The following is a 19059-nucleotide window of genomic DNA, read 5'->3' as shown; positions in this document are numbered from 1 at the left end:
GTACATTATTTTCTATTATTGTACAAATAAATTTGCTTTAAAATGCACATCGTGCTATTTTATGTGCACATTTTTTTCTAAATGTGCAGTATAGATTTTATCATTTCATTGCTTTTTGTTATCTTTGCACCTAATTATAATAAGCCTATAAAAAATAATAAATACCTATTAAAAGATGAAGCGACTTTTTACATCTATAACTCTAATGTCAGCTATTGCAGCTGGAGCTATGGCTCAAACTGGATTTGATAATTTACCTGACCCTGTTGAAGATGTCAACAAGGTGGTTGATAATACTCCGGACAGTATCGCTAAGGCATTGATGTCTCGTCCGGCTCCTGGTTCTACCCGTAAAGGTAACCAACCTGTTTTGTTCCTAGTGGGCAACAGTACGATGCGTAATGGTACCCTTGGTAATGGTAATAACGGTCAATGGGGTTGGGGCTTTTTTGCCAGCCAGTATTTTAATGCCAACAAAATTTCGGTGGAGAATCAGGCTCTCGGTGGTATGAGTACTCGTACTTTCTACCGTAAGTTATGGCCTGCTATCGAACAAGCTTTGAAGCCAGGTGACTGGGTAATTATCTCTATCGGACATAATGATAATGGCCCTTATGACTCTGGTCGTGCACGTGCAGTTATTCCGGGGACAGGAAATGATAGCTTGCATGTAAAGATTAAGGAAACCGGTGAGGAAGAAACGGTATATTCTTATGGTGGATATCTTAGAAGATATATAGCGGAGTGTCGCGCTAAAGGTGCGCATCCTATTTTGATGTCGCTTACTCCTCGTGATGCTTTTGATGAAAAGACGGGAAAGATTATACGTAAGCCGCAGACAGGTTGGGCTGCTGTAGTGGCTGCTGAAGAAGGAGTGCCTTTTGTAGATTTGAATGAAATAAGTGGTCAAAAACTTGACTCTTACAGTAAATGGAAAGAGCAGTACCATTTCTATCAGGATCATATCCATAGTAGTGCATGGGGGGCTCAGATGAATGCACGCTCTGCGGCAGAGGGTATTGCCGCGAGCCGTAATCCTGATTTGAAACCTTTACAGGATATGATGATTAATGTGGCTCTTCCTACATGGCCCGTAAATCGTGAGAAGGGTAAACCGGTAGTTTGGATTACTGGTGACTCTACTGTAAAGAATGCTGATAAGGATAAAAATGGTATGTGGGGATGGGGTTCTCAAGCTAACACCATTTTCAATGAAAAGAAAATTACCATCTATAATGCAGCTATGGCCGGAAGAAGCAGTAGAAGCTATATCCGTGAAGGCCGTTGGGAAAAGGTGTATAACAGTTTGCAGCCAGGCGACTTTGTGCTGATTGAGTTCGGTCACAATGACATTTGTCCTATTAATGACAAGAAAGAGCGTGGTGTAATCGCTTCTGCAGATGATACTTGTCATGTGTACAAGATGGAGAAAGATGGCCGTTATGAACTGGTATACAGTTTTGGATGGTATTTGAAAAAAATGATCGATGATGCCCGTGAAAAGGGGGCTACACCTATACTGGTATCATTGACACCTCGTAACGAATGGCCTAATGGTAAGATTGAGCGTAGAAACGACAGTTATGGCAAATGGTATCGTGAGGTCGTAAAGGCAACGGGTGTAGAGTTCCTTGATTTACATAATATTTCAGGTGACTGGCTCGATAAGCATTGCGGAAGTAAGGATAAAGCCATGAAGTATTTTAATCATGACCATACCCATACCAGTCTGAAGGGTGCTCAGATGAATGCCCAAAGCATAGCCAGAGGGTTGAAACAAATCAAGAGCAAACTGGCTGATTATTTGAAATAAAAACAAAATATAGACCATATATATTATATGATAGATAGATCGACAGTACAAAAGATTATGGATGCCACCAACATCGTGGAGGTGGTATCCGAATTCGTGTCATTACGAAAGTCAGGAGCTAACTATAAAGGGCTCTGTCCTTTCCATGATGACACCACACCGTCGTTCTATGTCTCTCCGGCTAGAGGAATCTGTCATTGTTTTACGTGTGGAAAGGGTGGCAATGCTGTCAATTTCCTCATGGAACATGAGCAGATGACTTATCCGGAATCTTTGCGCTGGCTGGCTCGAAAATATCATATCGAGATACAGGAACGCGAACTAAGCGAAGAAGAAAAAAGGCAGGAAAATGAACGAGAAAGTATGTTCATTGTCAACGAATGGGCAGCTAAGTATTTCCAGAATATCCTGCATCATGATGTCGATGGGCTGGCTGTGGGGATGCAATATTTCCGTAGTCGTGGCTTTCGTGATGACATCATTCAGAAGTTTCAGTTGGGATTTGACCTTCCTGAGCGTAATAAGTTGCCAGAAACTGCTATTCAAGAAGGCTATCAGAGGGAATTCCTTATCAAGACCGGTCTTTGCTATGAACGAGATCATGGTGAACTAGTAGATCGATTTGCTGGTCGTGCCATGTTTCCTTGGATAGGTGTCAGTGGTAAGGTTGTGGCTTTTGGTGGACGTGTGCTCGATTCGCGTACCAAGGGTGTAAATCAGAAATATGTTAACTCACCTGATAGTGAGATTTATCATAAGGAACGCGAACTATACGGTATCTATCAGGCTAAACGTGCCATAGCCAAAGAAGACCGTGTTTACATGGTAGAAGGTTATACAGACGTTATTTCCATGCATCAGAGTGGTATCGAAAATGTTGTGGCTAACTCGGGTACAGCATTGAGTAAATATCAGATACATTTACTACATCGATTTACCTCTAACATCGTCTTGCTCTATGATGGTGATGCTGCCGGTATCCATGCAGCTCTTCGTGGTACCGATATGCTTTTGGCTGAAGGTATGAATGTAAAGGTGCTCTTGTTACCTGACGGGAATGACCCGGATAGTTTTGCCCGCAGTCATACGGCAGAAGAATTTCGCCAATATGTAGAAGAGCATCAGATGGACTTTATTGAGTTTAAGACTGATGTGCTGCTGAAAGGAGTAACCGACCCCATTAAGCGATCAGAGGCTATCAATTCGATTGTCTTTAGTGTATCTGTCATAACCGATCAGATTATTCGAGCTACTTATATTCATGACTGCTCTGTGCGACTCGGTATTGCTGAGGCTACATTGATTAGTACGATGAATCGTTTTATCCGAGAAGGGCAAGATGAGAAGATCAAGGAAGAGCAACGACAGATTAATCAGCAAAGCCAGGAAACAGTGGAACTTCATTCTGCCGAGACGCAGAAAACGGCTATGGATACTGTGCTTGGGTTCAATCAGTCAACATCTTCACAAGCCTCACATGTCGAGACGATGCTTGTGCAGATGTTGGTAAGATATGGTGACCGGGTAATTACGATTATTGCACCAGACCGATCGGAGATTAGCTTGCCTTTAGCTCAATATGTGGGACTGGATTTGGGAAGTGACCAACTTCGTTTTCATGATGATCGTTATAATCAGATACTCAATGAGGCTTTACAGCATGTTGGGGAAGAAAACTTCAAATCAGAATCTTATTTTCTGCAGCATCCTGATCTGAAGATCAGTGGTCTGGCGGCCAAACTCTGTGTAGATAAGGTACAAATCTCTAAGAGTCTGAAACCGGAACCAACTGAGGAGCAAATAAGAAATAATGTACTTCGACTAGTATTGAACTTTCGTTGTGAATTTATGGAGAATCGTTTAAAGAATCTGAAAAATCAGATTAACCAACTCTCGATCAGCGATCCGGATGATAAACTATTAGAAGTAATGAAGGAATATAAGGAAGTGCAAGACATCCGTAATGTGCTTGCCAAAAAATTGGGAAATGAAATAATACAATAAGGAAGACAATATGTATTATATAGAAAAAAGTTTAGAGGTGTCGGCAAGTCACCATTTAAATCTCTCTTATGAGAGCAAGTGTAGTAATGTGCATGGCCATAACTGGCACATAAAAGTATATTGTAAGTCGAAAACCCTGAATAAAGATGGCATGGTAGAAGATTTCGGTGCGATTAAGCAGCGAATTCATGGTGTCTTGGATCATGCTGATTTAAATGAGGTTCTTCCGTTCAACCCTACAGCCGAGAATATAGCGCGATGGATAACCGAGCAGATTCCTACTTGCTATAAAGCAACTGTTCAGGAAAGCGATAACAATATTGCTACTTATGAAGAAGATTAACGAGATATTTTATTCTCTTCAGGGAGAGGGACGCCATACTGGTAGAGCTGCTATCTTTATTCGGTTCAGTGGATGTAATCTGAAGTGCTCGTTCTGTGATACCGATTTCAAGGACTATCAGGAAATGAGCGATGAGGATATATTATATAAGGTGGAAGAACTCCGTAAGGATAAAATAAAGGATGCGGGACAGCCTAAGCCTATGATAATTCTCACTGGTGGCGAACCTACGATGCAGGTAGATGGTGCTTTTATAGATATGTTCCATGCTGCTGGTTATTTTGTGGCAATGGAGTCGAATGGAACGAAGGAACCACCAAAGCAATTAGACTGGTTGACTGTTTCGCCAAAAGAGCATGTGAAGGTAGCTCAATGTGATGAGCTGAAGTGTATCTTTGATGGAGAGCATCAAGTAGATACATTTGGTATTAAAGCTTATTACTATTATCTTCAGCCATGCGATACAGGAGATGCTCAAAAAAATCAGGAGATTCTTTCTGCTTGTGTAGCCTATATTGAGCAGCATCCGAAATGGCGTTTGAGCTTGCAGACTCATAAACTCATTGGATTTAAATAAGAAGAAAATTAAACCTATACCTGACATGATCTATATACATTGGATATTTCTGCTAGTCTATTTTATCATTATCATTGGAACCATGATGGCGGTATTGATGGACAATAGACAACCTGCCAAAACCATGGCATGGCTCCTTGTTTTATGGTTCCTACCGGTGGTCGGAATTATCCTGTATATCTTCTTTGGGCAGAATACCCGAAAGGAAAAAATGATAAGTCAGCGTAGTCTCGATCAACTGACAAAACGGTCGATGCTGGAATTTGCAGAACAGGAAAATCTGCATATTCCAGATAATTATCGCCCATTGATGCGCCTATTTACCAATCAGAATTGGGCATTTCCTTTTAAAGATAATATGGTGGATGTGATGACGAATGGTTATGATTTCGTGTTTGCATTGTTACGCGAAATTGGTAAGGCTCGTCATCATATCCATATCGATACCTATATTATAGAGAATGATCCTGTAGGAAATCTTATTGCTGATGCGCTCATTGATAAAGCTCGGCAAGGGGTAGAGGTGCGTTTGATTTATGATGATGTGGGTTGCTGGAAAGTAAATAACCAATTTTTCGATCGTATGCGTGATGCAGGTATTGATGTGCATGCTTTTATGCCCGTTAAGTTTCCTGCTTTCACGAGCAAAGTAAATTATCGAAATCATCGTAAGCTCTATATATTTGATGGCCAGGTAGGGTTCATCGGGGGAATGAACATTGCTTTGCGATATGTAAAAGGAACTAAAAAAGGTGGTTGGCGTGATACACAACTTCGTATAGAGGGTGGAGGGGTATACGCTCTACAGCGTGCTTTTTTGGTGGATTGGTATTTTGTAGATCGTAGTTTGGTTACAGGTCGTAATTACTATCCTCCTGTTAATCCGGCTATCAAAAATAATTGTTTAGTGCAGATTGTAACCAGCAGTCCTATATCACCATTTCCTGATATTATGCAAGGTTATGTGCGCATTCTTTTGCAGGCGCGACAGTATGTGTACATGGAGACTCCATATTTTATACCCAATGAGCCTGTGCTCTTTGCAATGCGAACTGCTGCGTTGGGAGGAGTGGATGTACGCCTAATGTTGCCCATGCATACCGATTCAAAACTGATAGAGTGGGCAAGTCGTTCGTTTGTAAAAGAAACTTTGGAAGCTGGTGTGAAAGTGTATCTATATCAGGATGCCTTTAATCATAGTAAGCTGTTGGTAAGTGATGATACTATTTCTACTTGTGGTAGTACGAATATAGATGTGAGAAGTTTTGAGCACAATTTTGAATCCAATGCTTTCTTTTATGATAAGGGCATGGCTTTAAAACTGAAAAATGTGTATCTGGAAGATGAAGCCCATAGTTTAATACTGGCCGATGCTATAGATCTAGAAAAGCGTCCGTTCCTGTATAAACTATGGGAGAGTTTGGTAAGACTGCTTAGTCCTCTACTTTAGTACCTTCTACCTTTACAGTATCAGATACAGTATTTGTTTCATTGTTTTTTGCTTTGAAAAGGGTAAAGTTAACGCTACCATAATGTCTGTGTTCCAGGAAACAAGGATGATCTGAGAAATCATAATCTTTACCATGTTCGAAAACAAAAATACCCTCATCACTTAGTATACCCTGATTTAATACCAAGTTAGGTATAGTAGCTAATTCCTTCAAAGCATAAGGAGGGTCAGCAAATATGAAATCAAACTGCTGACGGCATTTCTTGATAAAGCGGAATACGTCTCCACGAATCAGTAAATCCTGATCACAGTTTATCTTCTTAAAGCATTGGCTGATAAAGTTAGCGTGGTCACGGTCAGCCTCTACGCTCACTACTTGCTTACAGCCACGAGAAACAAGTTCCAAAGAGATACTTCCGGTGCCGGCGAAAAGATCGAGCGCCATTGTATCTTCTAAATCCATATAGCCTTGTAGTACATTAAAAATATTCTCCTTGGCAAAATCTGTCGTAGGACGTGCCTTAAAACTGTGAGGGACATCAAAATGTCTTCCTTTATATTTACCTGTAATAATACGCATGATACTTGTTCATTAAAAAGATGATACTTACTGCTTCTTAATATATTAGTTACTGCTTCTTAATATGATAGTTACTGTTTCTTAATATATAAAGTAAGAAGATCAAATGGCATCTTAATTTGTGTAATTGGTGCACGATTAAATTCGGCAACGGGGTTGATAGAGAAAGTACGTTTAATATATTTACGCATGAGGTTAAGAAATTCCTCTTTTTCCTGCATCTCGCCAACAATATACATTTCATCTTGCATAGGGTCAAGTCCCAACTGTTTCCAAACAAAAAGGATAAAGTAGAGCGCATCTTTACTGTATTTTACTTCGAAGGTGTTGATAAATTTAAATCGGTTTTTATCGAAGTTCATAACTTCCATCTTTCCATCGTGAAAATAGCAGAAAAGTTTATTGTGTATACCTGAGAAACTGCGAGCATACAAAAAGTTCCATACCGGTTTGCAAGTCGGAATATATCGGATATTCTCGAAGTGATCTTCGAGGACTAGTTTCAAATCTTTATTGATGGAGTAGACAGCTACAGCGTTCAGTTCTGGAAGTACATGGTGAAGTATCACATCATTATTTCTGTTTAAGAAGGTATAATGATATGTTTTTTCTATCTCATCCTCGTTGAACTCTTCTATAGGTACCATCAATACGGGTGTGTCGATGTCGACAAGAATTTTGGTAAACCCCGAAGTGAGCAGCGAATCTTCTTTGAAAGCTTCACGTAGGTTAGCAGCCATGGATATACCACTTCTTACGGCATAAGGTTGGAAGCGTACTTGTGCTTCTTCACTTTTGTCGATAGCCGAAAAGGAAAGTCGATGACGGCTGATACGGATAGTGAGTCGTCCTGTATTATTCATTGTTGCTTTATTCCCAGTTTCCTGCATTATTATTATCTGTTGTGAGGTCTCCTATTTTTAATCCGGGGAAATTACCCGAATTGTTGGCCTTTTCTATTAAATTATTGATACTGTTCTCATCCAGTCCATCAAGATAATCGCGAAAAGAGGCGCTACATTCCATGAGAGGTATCTGTCTGCCTGATTTTCCAATTTCTGTTGTTGCCTGTAAACTGAACTTCTTATGGTCAGAGAAAGGAATATACTGCAGAGAGTCGGCTAGAAGCCCTTCCTGAATGAGTTTACCGAAATCACCAGTATAAGCCCGATACTTCAGACGATATTTTTGTTCAGCAGTACGTATCTTGATAAGTCGTTTTTTTACCGCTAATTCTCTTTCTGTTCTTTTTTTGTCAAAGCGTATAGGTGAATTGATACTGTTGAAACAGAGTAAAGTTAAAATAACGACACAAGCAAACAATAGATAATTATTGTTTATTTTCAAGTTCATAGCCAAATTATTTGTACTTTTGCAAAGTTAATAAAAAAATGATAACAGACGAACTAAAATATCAGATATTACAAGAATTTGGCTTCTCGCCCACGGTAGATCAGGAGCATGCACTCGAAACTTTTGCATCTTTTTTAACTGATCGTGATGAGCATGTTGTCATGATTCTTCGGGGAAGTGCAGGTACGGGTAAATCACATTTAGCAGGTTCTATCGTGCGAACGATGAAGCGTTTTCGTCAGAAGATCATGCTTCTGGCGCCTACGGGTAGAGCTGCTAAAGTATTGTCGCTTAATAGTGGTCATCCGGCTTATACGATACATCGTCGTATTTACAGAGAGAAGAGTTATACGGGTATTGGTGGTGAATTTAATCTTAACCGCAATATGTATCAGGATACCCTTTTCATGGTAGATGAGGCTTCTATGATTAATAGTGGTATGTCTCTAGGTAATGGGCTGTTTGGGTCTGGCAATCTGCTTGATGACCTCATTCATTTTGTCTATCAAGGTAAAAATGACAAGATGATACTTATCGGAGATAGTGCACAGTTGCCTCCAGTTGGAGAGGATGAGGCACCGGCCCTTCGGGGAGATGTGCTTCGTATGTATGGACTGAAGGTGTACGAGTGTGATTTGAATGAGGTGCTCCGACAGAGTAGCGCTTCAGGTATTTTATATAATGCTACGGTTATCCGACAGATGATAGTTTATGGAGAGCCGACAGAACTGCCTAAAATCAGTTTTCAAGGATTTGCTGATATCAAGATGGTACCTGGTAGTGAACTCATAGAGCAGTTGGCTACTAGCTATTCTGATGTAGGAATAGATGAGACGATGGTGATTACTCGTAGCAATAAGCGCGCTAATATTTATAATCAAGGTATCCGTAACAGCGTTCTTGACCGGGAAGACGAACTGACGCCTGGTGATATGCTGATGATAGTAAAAAACAACTATTACTGGATAGAGCGGGAAAAAAAGGAAAACCCAAATGCTCCAATGACTTTTATTGCCAATGGTGATCGTGCGGAAGTCGTACGTGTTAGGCATATTATTGAACTGTATGGTTTTCGATTTGCCGAAGTGCTACTTCGGTTTCCTGATTATGAGAACTATGAATTGGAAACGATGATCATCCTGGATAGTCTGTCGACCGAGTCACCTTCACTGACCCAGGAACAGAACGAGAAGCTTTTTGAACAGATTATGGAAGACTATCAAGAGATACCTCTTAAGAAAGACAGACTCGGTAAAATTCGTGAAGATAAGTTTTTCAATGCGTTACAGGTGAAATTTGCCTATGCCATTACCTGCCACAAGGCACAGGGTGGGCAATGGAGCCATATCTATGTAGATCAGGGATATATGACCGATGAAATGCTTACTCCAGACTATATACATTGGTTGTACACAGCTTTTACCCGTGCATCGGAAAAGCTATATTTGGTAAATTGGCCGAAGCAGCAAACTGATGGTGAAATTCGGTAAAACTGGTAGTTTTTATCAATAAATGTATACTTCATATTCCATGAGAATATTGTAATTTTGCAGCTATGAATACAATATGGGCTTTTACATTTTTTGTCCTACCTATCATAGGACTTGCTTATTCGCTGTGGCATGTGTGGAATATTCTGCCACTATCACCAGTTGTTAAAACCATTATAGCTGTTATTTTAGCTTTGTGTTTTGTAGTGATGATAACCAACTTCACCGTAGGTTTGGATCGTTATCCTATGATGGTATCCGAGGTGTTGTATGAGGTGGGTAATTCTTCTATTTTTGTCATGCTTTATGCAGTGATGCTTTTCCTTGTCCTTGATTTAGGAAGACTTATGCATATTGTTCCCCGAGAATGGCTTTATCAAAGTACAAAAGGTAGTATTGCAGTCTTCGTGTTTATGACTTCACTCTTTACCTATGCTTATTGGAATTATCTGCAAAAGGAACGTCAGCCGATCGTTTTGCAGACAGCGAAGGCCATAGAACGTCCTTTGAAAATCGTGATGATGACCGATTTACATCTTGGTTATCATAATCGTAAGGCAGAGATTCGGAAATGGATTGAACTGATTAATGCAGAACATCCAGATTTAGTCTTAATAGGTGGTGATATCATCGATGGCAGTATACGTGCTATTGAAGAGCAGAATATGGCTGAAGATTTTAGAAGAATTAAAGCTCCGATTTACGCTTGCTTGGGTAATCACGAGTATTATAGTGGTGAACCACGGGCTCAGAAGTTTTATCATGAGGCAGGTATTCATCTCTTGAAAGATGAAGTGGCCGAAGTGATGGGTGTCAATATTATCGGCCGTGATGATCGTACGAATAAGAAACGTGCCTCTGTAGCTGATTTGTATAAACAGGTAAAAGACAAAAATAAATATACCATTCTGCTAGATCATCAACCCTATCATTTGGAGGAGGCAGAGAAAAGTGGAATTGATTTCCAGTTGAGCGGCCATACTCACTATGGTCAGGTGTGGCCGATATCATGGATAGAGGACGCCATGTATGAAAAAGCTTATGGGCCGTTAACCAAAGGGAAAACTCAATACTTTGTAAGTAGCGGTATCGGTATATGGGGTGCCAAATTCCGTATTGGTACTCATTCTGAATATTTAGTAGCAACATTAACAAAGCGATGATAGTAAGTGTAAGCTGGCTCGAAAGTCAGTTTCTACAATTTAATACTGCCTATTTTGGCGGAGGTCTTCCTCTACCTATATTAGGATTGTGTCGAAGTCGTACTCGTCTCGGCTATTTCTCGTGTAAACGGGCACGTAGATTATTGGGAACTAAACTTTATGATTTCACGATTAAGTTGACTACCTATTACGATATGACAGAGCGACAAGCCCAGAATGTACTATTACATGAAATGATTCATTATAGTATCGCTTATACAGGATTAAAAGATACTGCTCCACATGGAATAGTGTTTAAGGGCATGGCGGAAAAACTGAACCGTAAGTATGGTTGGGAAATAAAGGCTATGACAACTACGAAAGGATGGAAACTTTCTAGTAAAGCAGAACAGAAAGTTCTGCGTAAGCGAAGTTCTTCTTATTTGGTATTAGCTTTGGAGATGGAGGATGGCAAGCACTATCTAAGTGTGGTCAATCCGAAATTTTCTACTATAATCGACCGCCAGATTCGTGGTGTTCGTCAAATTCAAAACTATGGTTGGTATTCTAGTAGAGATGCTTATTTTGATAGTTTTCCGCAGGTAAGAAGTCTACGAGGCAGATCGGTAACAGTTGATCTGTTTGAAGAAAAACTGGGAGAAATGCAGCAAGTCTTTCTCTAAAAGAACTTTATTTTGACTAGATCATGGATTATTAATAAAGGAAAAGCCGAGTTCCTCGCGGAGCCCGGCTTTTGCTGATTTAGTGAGATATATAATTACTTATTACAAGTTTGCTAATTCGATAATCTTGTCGACAGCAGCATGGATACCTTCTACATCCTTGCCACCAGCCTGTGCATAGTGAGGCTGGCCACCACCGCCACCCTTGATGAGCTTAGCGGCTTCACGAATCATCTTACCTGCATTTAGGTCATGATTCTTAACCATATCGTCGCTGAACATAACGCTCAACATCGGTTTATCATTAGAGGTACTACCAATAACAGCTACCAAGTTTTCAGGAATAGCCTCGCGAATTTTGAATACCAAGTCTTTAGCAGCATTAGGTTCAAGAGGCAAAACAGCCTTTACAACCTTCACACCATTAATTTCCTGAGCCTTGCTAACCAAATCATTCTTAGTACGCTCTACCATCTGAGCCTGGAATTTTTCTACTTCCTTCTTCATGGCATCATGCTCATCGATGTACTTCTGAATAACAGCATGCAAATCTTTGGCATTATTGAAGAGAGACTTTACATCAGACAAAGTATCCTGTAAGGTATATAAAGTTTCTTCACAAGCCTTACCAGTGAGAGCCTCAATACGGCGTACACCAGCAGCGACACTGCTTTCAGAGATAATCTTGAAGAAGCCGATGCGTCCTGTGCTCTGAGCGTGAATACCACCACAGAATTCAGCAGAAGGTCCGAAGCGAACAACGCGAACCTTATCGCCATATTTCTCACCGAAGAGTGCAATAGCACCAAGTTCCTTAGCTTCCTCAATAGGTGTGTCACGATGCTCATCCAAAGGCAGATCCTGACGGATCATTGCGTTGACGATACGCTCTACTTGACGAATTTCTTCATCTGTTACCTTCTGGAAGTGTGAGAAGTCGAAACGTAAAACTTTATCATCTACGTAAGAACCCTTTTGCTCAACATGATCACCCAATACCTGCTTCAATGCATAGTCGAGAAGGTGAGTAGCAGTATGGTTAGCTGCAGAACCATTGCGCTTGTCAAGGTCTACACAAGCCATGAATTCAGCGTTTAAGTCTTCAGGTAATTTCTTTACGATATGAATACTCTGGTTGTTTTCGCGCTTAGTATCGGTAACAGTTACGGTTTCATTTTCAGAAACGAGAGTACCGCAGTCACCTACCTGACCACCCATTTCGCCGTAGAAAGGAGTGTGGTCAAGAACCAGTTCATAGAATGTATTTTTCTTCTGAGTAACCTGACGGTAACGGAGAATGTGGCATGGATATTCAGAATAGTCATAACCTACAAATTCCTGTTCACCTTCCTTGATTACCTGCCAGTCGCCATTTTCTACAGCAGCAGCATTGCGGGCACGAGCCTTCTGCTTAGCCATTTCTTCGTTGAAGCCTTTTTCATCAACGGTGTAACCATTCTCTGTACAGATAAGTTCTGTCAAGTCGAGAGGGAAACCGTAGGTATCGAAAAGACGGAAAGCAGAAGCACCATCGAGTTCAGTTTTGCCATTAGCTTTCAATGTTTCCATATCGCCATTGAGAAGATTGATACCTTTCTCCAAAGTACGAAGGAAAGAATCTTCCTCTTCTTTCATGACACGACCAATAAGTTCCTGCTGTGCTTTTAACTCTGGATATGCACCACCCATCTCGGCTACGAGAGTAGGGAGTAACTTAAACATGAATGCTTCCTTTTGGTCGAGGAATGTATAGTAATAACGTACTGCACGGCGGAGAATACGACGGATTACATATCCTGCTTTGGCATTGCTAGGCAACTGACCATCTGCAATGGCAAAAGCTACCGCACGGAGGTGATCGGCTACGACACGAATAGCGATATCTACTTTTTGTTCTTCATTGATGCCTTCACCATTATCGCCCTCTGGGAATGTGTGATTATATTTCTTGCCAGAGATACGCTCAATCTCATCGATGATAGGAGTGAAAATATCAGTATCGTAATTAGAATTCTTACCTTGCATAAGACGAACAAGGCGTTCAAAGCCCATACCAGTATCAATAACCTGCATCTTTAGTGGTTCCAGGGTACCGTCAGCTTTGCGGTTGTATTGCATAAATACGTTGTTCCAAATCTCGATAACCTTTGGATGATCTTTGTTAACGAGTTCTTCACCAGGAACTTTAGCCTTTTCTTCTTCAGAACGGAAGTCGATATGGATCTCTGTACATGGACCGCAAGGACCTTGGTCGCCCATCTCCCAGAAATTATCATGCTTGTTACCATTGACGATATGGTTTTTAGGGAAGTGCTTCTCCCAGAATTTTGCAGCTTCGTCATCACGTTCGAGATTCTCAGCTTCGTCACCTTCGAATACGGTTACGTAAAGGTCTTTAGGATCAAGCTTGAGTACATCAACAAGATACTCGTATGCCATATCGATTGCACCTTCTTTGAAGTAGTCACCAAAGCTCCAGTTACCTAACATCTCAAACATGGTGTGGTGGCTCAACGCAGAATCACGACCTACTTCTTCGAGGTCATTGTGCTTACCACTAACGCGCAAACATTTCTGTGTGTCAGCACGACGGCGTGGTTCTGGTTCCTTAGTACCAAGGATGATATCTTTCCACTGGTTCATACCAGCATTAGTAAACATCAGCGTAGGGTCGTCCTTCACAACAATAGGAGCAGACGGTACGATAACGTGTCCTTTTGACTCGAAATATTTTAAATATGAGTCACGGATTTCATTAGCTGTCATCATATTATATCTTGTTTTAATCTTTTTGCATTAAAAATCGCTTGCAAAGATACAAAAAAGATAAGAGACAAAAGGGTGGGGATAAAAGATTTTTCTTATCTTTGCAATTAAAAGTTATTAATTGTGAATGACCATGGCATTGAACCAAAATAAAAACGTCAAATTATATTATTCGATTAAGGAAGTTGCTCAAATGCTGGATGTGAATGAATCGACTCTTCGCTTCTGGGAAAAGGAATTTCCTCATCTCAAGCCGAAAACTTCTGGCAGTGGTGTTCGCCAATATATGGAGAAGGATATTGAACAAATTAAGGTTATTCGTAGTTTGATTAAGGTGAGGGGCTTGAAAATAGCTGCTGCTCGAAAATATCTTAATGAAAATCGTAAAGGTGCAGATAAAAGTGCGCAGATACTTGAAACGCTGATTTCTGTGCGTGATCAACTGATGGAGTTGAAACAGAAAATTGATAGTTTGGTATAGTCAATAGCTGAATATACAACAAAAAAGGATTGCTTAATACGGGCAATCCTTTTTTGTTGTAATAGTGTATAATTGTTACTTTTGAATATATTTCTTACCGTTTTTAATAACTAAACCGCGGTAGTTACTATTGACTCTCTGACCTGCTTGGTTATAGATTGCATGATCTTCATTTGTCAAAGATGTTTCTACAGCAATGGTTTCGATGCCTGTCGTATATGCTTCGCCTTCATTAATGGTTAAGGTTGCACCTGCGCCATTTTCCTCGTTGCCTACTACAGATTCAACTAAACTCGCATCATATACACTCATAGAGTAATCAGTTGATGGAATCCAATAGTCTTCACTTCCTGATTTTGCTTGAATTTCTTCGTTTACGCCCAAGTTGTCTTTAGTCGTGATATTATAATCGGTATATGAACCACTGGTAGCATAATTCTTCCATGGAGTCTTTTTTGCTTTAGCTGAAGTAAAAGCATTACCTTCAGCGTAGATATTACTTTTATAGCCGTAGCCAATACAATAGCTAACCACAGAAGAAGAGAAAAGGCAGTTGGCAATGTGTACTTTGCCGAAGCGTACACGTGGACAGCGTTCGTGGCATCCTTCGTCCCACCAACAGTTTTTAAAGGTAACCCGAAGTTTATCTGTATCTTCATTAGCATTCTTATCGCTGTTACCAATCAGGTTACAGTTACGATGGTCGTCAGAGCCACCTGAACCATTAGCCAAAGGCTCTATCAAATAGCGGAAACGTGTCCAAGATATACATACTTTATCTGCACCATTAACCACATCAAGATTACCGTCTACACCATCTTGAATGTCGCAATGGTCTATCCATACATTAGTGGCACCATCTACGGTAATATTGTCATTACCATCGATATCGTAAGCTCCTGCACTCTTAAATGTAAGATTGCGAAGGATGATATTGTCACCTTTTATAGTAAGAATACCCGTTTTGCTCTTATCAGTTCTGTTCGTATTCACAAGAGCAGAACCTGGAAGTCCATAAATAGTCTTGTTGCTTGTATTGAGAGAATATGATCCGCTAAAACTGATTTCCCCTTTTACGTAAATTGTCTTGTTTGTGGTAACTTTACAAGCATTTACAAATTCAGTATAATTTGTTACTGTTATAGGATTTTCATCATTGCTACCGGTTACACTAGCACCCCATCCTAAAGGCTTTCCGTCGTCATATGCATTTGATATGGTTTGCGCTTGAATATGCAAGGCACTAAAAAGAAGTGCCATAGCAGATAAAAGTAGTTTGTTCATCATCTAATTATTGTTTTCTATTTTTTTATCCTTGGTTGCAAAGTTACATGATTTTGTTGGGTTTTATATGATAAGAAAAGTTAAAAATAAATAGAGCCGAGTGATATTCGTTTTTTGTATTGATAGAGAAACTTCATGTAGGCTTGTGATAGGTATAAAAACAACGGCCTCTATTCCTGGTAGGAAGAGAAACCGTTGTGTAAATTGGTTATTAAGAGATTTAATTCGTCTATTCTAAATTTACTTCAAGATAGACTTCTTACCATTCTTAATGACTACACCCTTGAAGTCCTTAGAAACCTTTTGACCAGCAAGATTGTATGTTGGAGCATCTTTAGCAGCTGCTTCACCCTTTACAGTAGAGATGCCAGTTGCTTCATCTGCAGAGAGTTCAACGTCAAAGATAGCTGCTGCTTTATTATCAGCAATACCATAAATAACGACTTGGAGAGTTGCTTCGTATGTAGAAGTAGGAATGTCAGCAGGAACAGCGATTGTGTACTGTGTATATCCGTTGTCGTTAGATCCGACTTTAGTCGCATCTTCACGTGAAGGCCGAGCACCAACAATAGTACCTTCTACACCATCTTCTACAACGTATGTATCAGGAGCCCCGGTAATTGCTTGATTGTTCTCGGCAGTAATCAACCATGGAGTGGCAAAGTCACCATCGTCGCTTGAGCCTGTAATACGAGCATTGATACGAACAGCATCTGTACCGAAACGTGCAGCCTTAAACTTAATAGTTTTAAGGGTCAAATACTTGGTCGTGTTTGTTTCTTCAACAGTGAAATTAACGAAGGCTTCTCCTGCGGTAGCATCCTCTAAGGTCTTTTTTGGAGCATCTGTACCATTAACCAAATTCGGAGTCCATTTATAAAGGCCTCTGTCATTGTCTATATAATTAAGAGAATTGCCTGCATTATCTTTGTGTGTTTTTTGTACGGTTAAACTTGCAGATGTAGCCTTAATACCGCTAGAAGCAGTAGCTGCACTAGCTTTGATTGTTGTACTTCCTGTTACTGTTCCAGTGATGTCAAGACCTTCTGCAGTCGTATTTTTTCCGTCTGTAGTTGTTGCATAGCAATTCCACTTGATTGTTTGGGCTGATGCTGCCAAACTAAGGAATAAAGCTCCGAAAATAAGTAAACTTTTCTTCATAATTTTTGTGTTTTAACAGGTTAATAATTTATTTATTTGCCGCCACACATCAGTGGTGGCGGCATTTTTTTTGGTTTTTAATCGGCTTTGTAACCAGGGTTCTGATCCTCGTTAGTTAAAGCGTCATTCAAATTGATTTCACCTACAGGGAATGGACGATACCATTTGTATTGGCCATCAGAACCAACAAAGTTATTTTTATCCAAACCATTGTATTCAACATTGTAGTTGATCAATCTCTTCGTACGACGGAGGTCAATCCAGCGATAGAACTCACCACAAAGTTCACGTGCACGTTCATCTAAGATAACATCCACAGGATCTAGATTGGTTACGTAAGGCACATTGTCTATACCACTACCAGTGTTGATAGAATTAGTAGTACCATCAGAATAGTGACGTTTGTAAGAGGCAAAACTACTGAGAGTTTCAGCACCAGATCGTGCACGTACCACATTGACATATTCAAGAGCCTTAGACTCATTGCCAGCCATGTAGTAAGCTTCTGCACCAAGAAGATAAGTTTCAGTTAAGTGAGCCAAAACAATATCGTGGAATGATACTTTACTTGTTCCGTGACGTGTAGCTGTGTAGTCATCAAATTTTCGAACGCAAAGAGAAGTTCCTGTGGTCGTGCGGCTAGTCTTATAACTTTGTGTACCTGTTTTATAAGTGATCTTGCCAGTTCTCTTGTTAACTGTAGCAGAAATAAAGACGCAAGGATCAGAAGAACTATATACCTTAGCCTGTGCATGGGTAGCATCCGAGTTGACATAGTTTTGAAGAGCAGTCTCGCTCAAGTCAGAGTACCATGCAGGATAGTAGCCATAAATGGTATCATTTGCAGCATTGTTAGTATAGTACTTTTTATATTCCATTCTCTGTTCAACCATGAATGTACCTTCAAAGCGTTCGTCACCAGGCTCAAAGAGATAGAGCAGACGTTCACTTGCAGGATAAATACTATTGGTATATTTGGTTAAACCTTTACCACCATTACCACTATCATCATTGTAGTAATTACTGAAGTAAGCATCCTGACGGTTACCATCGGTTGTTTCATCTTGACCTGTAATGCCACGTGTATACTTGATAGCGAAGAGGATATCATTATTGTCTTCATTAGCTAAGTTCCACATGTTGCTAAAAGTCATTATTGGCTTCTGCCCGTTGATAGCCTTATCTGCATAGGCTGCTGCTTTCTCAAAGTAGCTCTTGTTGGTAACTTTTACATTAGAACCATCAGCATCAGCCGTTGTACCACAGTCCCAACCCCATGCTAAGTATGTTTTAGCCAAAAGGTTGTAAACGAAGCGCATTGAAACTTTGCCTGTGTGATCATCTGTAGGGAGAATATTGTTTTTCTCAACTTCTTCAAGTATCCCCGTAATATACTGATAAGTAGAATCTATGCTTGCACGAGGAAAGCTGGTTTGAATACTAGCGATATATTTGTCAGAAATAGGGACACCACCAAACTGTTGAGACAACAAATAGTAATAGAAAGCTTTAAGCGCCTTAGCTTCTTCCAATCGCTTAGCTACATTTGTACCAGCAGCATTCGAATAATTAAGAACGGTGTTACATTGCTGGATACCATCATAGCAATGGCTGTAGAAACTTTGGCAATCACTATTCTCATCACTTAGGTCTTTGTAAAGGGACAGAGCTGTAGAAGCGTAGCCCGAACGGCCTTCTGTGTAAAGGTCTGTACCACTTAAGAATAGATTTTGGTCGCCATCAAAGATAGCACGAAGCTTGTAATAAGGGGCTGTTGCCAAATTCTCAAAACCATCGGCAGTAGAGAAGTATTTGTCAGCATCAATATTTGATTTGTTCTCTGCGTCAAGAAAATCTTTGCCACAACTTGTCAGCATCAAACCTCCTGCTATCGCGAGAACAGGTAATAATATATTCTTTTTCATGATTCTT

At 40.2% G+C, this 19059-nt stretch carries 16 protein-coding genes; 9 read left to right on the top strand and 7 right to left on the bottom strand.

Annotated features, from left to right (window positions below):
• Positions 1-205: 205 nt before the first annotated feature.
• Genes L6469_RS06425 through cls form a run of 5 tightly spaced genes read left to right on the top strand, consistent with a single transcriptional unit; the run spans position 206 to position 6187 of the window.
• Entirely contained in the window at positions 206-1813 is a 1608-nt protein-coding gene (locus L6469_RS06425) for a GDSL-type esterase/lipase family protein (RefSeq protein ID WP_006283019.1), read from the top strand.
• A gap of 27 nt (positions 1814-1840) precedes the next feature.
• On the top strand, positions 1841-3817 hold the full coding sequence (gene dnaG, locus L6469_RS06420; RefSeq protein ID WP_006283018.1) for a DNA primase: 1977 nt from the start codon (positions 1841-1843) through the stop codon (positions 3815-3817).
• A 10-nt stretch (positions 3818-3827) separates the two neighbouring features.
• The gene (locus L6469_RS06415) at positions 3828-4160 is read left to right on the top strand and encodes a 6-pyruvoyl trahydropterin synthase family protein (RefSeq protein WP_006283017.1); all 333 of its coding nucleotides are present in this window, start codon (positions 3828-3830) and stop codon (positions 4158-4160) included.
• Positions 4147-4737 carry a 7-carboxy-7-deazaguanine synthase QueE gene (locus L6469_RS06410; RefSeq protein ID WP_006283016.1) on the top strand — a complete coding sequence of 197 codons (591 nt, stop codon included), beginning with the start codon at positions 4147-4149 and terminating at the stop codon, positions 4735-4737. Before L6469_RS06415 ends, L6469_RS06410 begins: the two co-directional genes overlap by 14 nt.
• A gap of 25 nt (positions 4738-4762) precedes the next feature.
• A complete protein-coding gene (gene cls / locus L6469_RS06405) occupies positions 4763-6187 on the top strand; it encodes a cardiolipin synthase (RefSeq protein WP_006283015.1) in 1425 nt (474 codons plus the stop codon).
• Here cls and rsmD read toward each other — a convergent pair.
• From rsmD to L6469_RS06390, 3 genes are all read right to left on the bottom strand, one after another.
• Positions 6171-6767: a 16S rRNA (guanine(966)-N(2))-methyltransferase RsmD gene (gene rsmD, locus L6469_RS06400; protein ID WP_006283014.1), complete on the bottom strand. Its 597-nt coding sequence runs from the start codon at positions 6765-6767 to the stop codon at positions 6171-6173. The genes cls and rsmD overlap by 17 nt on opposite strands.
• Positions 6768-6838: 71 nt before the next feature.
• Positions 6839-7657: a DUF3822 family protein gene (locus tag L6469_RS06395; RefSeq protein WP_006283013.1), complete on the bottom strand. Its 819-nt coding sequence runs from the start codon at positions 7655-7657 to the stop codon at positions 6839-6841.
• Positions 7638-8120: a hypothetical protein gene (locus L6469_RS06390; RefSeq protein ID WP_006283012.1), complete on the bottom strand. Its 483-nt coding sequence runs from the start codon at positions 8118-8120 to the stop codon at positions 7638-7640. Before L6469_RS06390 ends, L6469_RS06395 begins: the two co-directional genes overlap by 20 nt.
• 38 nt (positions 8121-8158) lie before the next feature.
• Here L6469_RS06390 and L6469_RS06385 point away from each other — a divergent pair, with 38 nt between their 5' ends.
• The 3 genes from L6469_RS06385 to L6469_RS06375 all read left to right on the top strand — a co-directional run bounded on the left by L6469_RS06385 (position 8159) and on the right by L6469_RS06375 (position 11435).
• Positions 8159-9610, top strand: a complete 1452-nt coding sequence (locus tag L6469_RS06385) for an ATP-dependent DNA helicase (RefSeq protein WP_006283011.1) — start codon at positions 8159-8161, stop codon at positions 9608-9610.
• 65 nt (positions 9611-9675) lie between these two features.
• Positions 9676-10773 (top strand): metallophosphoesterase, encoded by a 1098-nt coding sequence (locus L6469_RS06380; protein WP_006283010.1) that lies wholly within the window; start codon positions 9676-9678, stop codon positions 10771-10773.
• On the top strand, positions 10770-11435 hold the full coding sequence (locus tag L6469_RS06375) for a SprT-like domain-containing protein (protein ID WP_027453042.1): 666 nt from the start codon (positions 10770-10772) through the stop codon (positions 11433-11435). The genes L6469_RS06380 and L6469_RS06375 overlap by 4 nt, the downstream gene beginning before the upstream one ends.
• A 102-nt stretch (positions 11436-11537) precedes the next feature.
• On the opposite strand, the gene alaS is transcribed toward L6469_RS06375, so the two are convergent.
• Positions 11538-14204, bottom strand: coding sequence for an alanine--tRNA ligase (gene alaS / locus L6469_RS06370; protein WP_006281199.1), 2667 nt, complete (start codon positions 14202-14204; stop codon positions 11538-11540).
• Positions 14205-14334: 130 nt separating this feature from the next.
• On the opposite strand from alaS, the gene L6469_RS06365 reads away from it, so the two are divergent.
• A complete protein-coding gene (locus L6469_RS06365; RefSeq protein ID WP_027453040.1) occupies positions 14335-14682 on the top strand; it encodes a MerR family transcriptional regulator in 348 nt (115 codons plus the stop codon).
• Positions 14683-14757: 75 nt separating this feature from the next.
• Here the strand turns inward: L6469_RS06365 and L6469_RS06360 are convergent, their stop codons facing one another.
• The 3 genes from L6469_RS06360 to L6469_RS06350 form a co-directional block, all read right to left on the bottom strand.
• On the bottom strand, positions 14758-15969 hold the full coding sequence (locus tag L6469_RS06360; protein WP_006281201.1) for a polysaccharide lyase family 1 protein: 1212 nt from the start codon (positions 15967-15969) through the stop codon (positions 14758-14760).
• Positions 15970-16206: 237 nt separating this feature from the next.
• Entirely contained in the window at positions 16207-17127 is a 921-nt protein-coding gene (locus tag L6469_RS06355; RefSeq protein ID WP_006281202.1) for a hypothetical protein, read from the bottom strand.
• Positions 17128-17204: 77 nt separating this feature from the next.
• On the bottom strand, positions 17205-19052 hold the full coding sequence (locus L6469_RS06350; RefSeq protein ID WP_006281203.1) for a RagB/SusD family nutrient uptake outer membrane protein: 1848 nt from the start codon (positions 19050-19052) through the stop codon (positions 17205-17207).
• Positions 19053-19059 lie beyond the last annotated feature (7 nt).

Source organism: Segatella baroniae B14 (assembly GCF_022024235.1).
In the GTDB taxonomy this organism is placed as follows: Bacteria; Bacteroidota; Bacteroidia; order Bacteroidales; family Bacteroidaceae; genus Prevotella; species Prevotella bryantii.
This window is presented reverse-complemented; position numbering and strand designations above follow the sequence as displayed.

Bases quoted from the DNA above. Each gene is read 5' to 3' on its own strand.
- L6469_RS06425 (WP_006283019.1), top strand. From the start codon at position 206: ATGTCAGCTATTGCAGCTGGAGCTATGGCTCAAACTGGATTTGATAAT.
- dnaG (WP_006283018.1), top strand. From the start codon at position 1,841: ATGATAGATAGATCGACAGTACAAAAGATTATGGATGCCACCAACATC.
- L6469_RS06415 (WP_006283017.1), top strand. From the start codon at position 3,828: ATGTATTATATAGAAAAAAGTTTAGAGGTGTCGGCAAGTCACCATTTA.
- L6469_RS06410 (WP_006283016.1), top strand. From the start codon at position 4,147: ATGAAGAAGATTAACGAGATATTTTATTCTCTTCAGGGAGAGGGACGC.
- cls (WP_006283015.1), top strand. From the start codon at position 4,763: ATGATCTATATACATTGGATATTTCTGCTAGTCTATTTTATCATTATC.
- rsmD (WP_006283014.1), bottom strand. From the start codon at position 6,767: ATGCGTATTATTACAGGTAAATATAAAGGAAGACATTTTGATGTCCCT.
- L6469_RS06395 (WP_006283013.1), bottom strand. From the start codon at position 7,657: ATGCAGGAAACTGGGAATAAAGCAACAATGAATAATACAGGACGACTC.
- L6469_RS06390 (WP_006283012.1), bottom strand. From the start codon at position 8,120: ATGAACTTGAAAATAAACAATAATTATCTATTGTTTGCTTGTGTCGTT.
- L6469_RS06385 (WP_006283011.1), top strand. From the start codon at position 8,159: ATGATAACAGACGAACTAAAATATCAGATATTACAAGAATTTGGCTTC.
- L6469_RS06380 (WP_006283010.1), top strand. From the start codon at position 9,676: ATGAATACAATATGGGCTTTTACATTTTTTGTCCTACCTATCATAGGA.
- L6469_RS06375 (WP_027453042.1), top strand. From the start codon at position 10,770: ATGATAGTAAGTGTAAGCTGGCTCGAAAGTCAGTTTCTACAATTTAAT.
- alaS (WP_006281199.1), bottom strand. From the start codon at position 14,204: ATGATGACAGCTAATGAAATCCGTGACTCATATTTAAAATATTTCGAG.
- L6469_RS06365 (WP_027453040.1), top strand. From the start codon at position 14,335: ATGGCATTGAACCAAAATAAAAACGTCAAATTATATTATTCGATTAAG.
- L6469_RS06360 (WP_006281201.1), bottom strand. From the start codon at position 15,969: ATGATGAACAAACTACTTTTATCTGCTATGGCACTTCTTTTTAGTGCC.
- L6469_RS06355 (WP_006281202.1), bottom strand. From the start codon at position 17,127: ATGAAGAAAAGTTTACTTATTTTCGGAGCTTTATTCCTTAGTTTGGCA.
- L6469_RS06350 (WP_006281203.1), bottom strand. From the start codon at position 19,052: ATGAAAAAGAATATATTATTACCTGTTCTCGCGATAGCAGGAGGTTTG.